The organism is Halorubrum sp. SS7, assembly GCF_005435055.1.
Lineage (GTDB): Archaea > Halobacteriota > Halobacteria > Halobacteriales > Haloferacaceae > Halorubrum > Halorubrum salinarum.
Genome location: NZ_SGXV01000725.1, coordinates 1 through 220 on the forward strand (window position 1 = coordinate 1; position 220 = coordinate 220).

The 220-nt window shown below is 63.6% G+C and carries 1 pseudogene; it reads right to left on the reverse strand.

The features are described from left to right. Positions 1-144: pseudogene (locus EXE44_RS21835) on the reverse strand (peptide methionine sulfoxide reductase); the annotation flags it as partial. Positions 145-220: the final 76 nt, after the last annotated feature.

Genomic DNA, 220 nt, shown 5'->3' on the forward strand with positions numbered 1-220 from the left:
GCGGGTGCGGACCACGCCGTCGAGGGCGCCGAACTGGGCGTCCGGCCCCCAGAAGCAGCCGAGGCCAAATGTTGCTGTCTCAGTGGTGTCGCTGTCTATCGCACGTCGGTCATACTCTCTGATCTGTTGTCCTGTGAGTTCCATGGGGGTTACTTTCCTGTAGAGCCGTCGCAGGGCGGTTCGTGGATCGACCCGCATCTACGCGCAGTCGGGCTCGCAG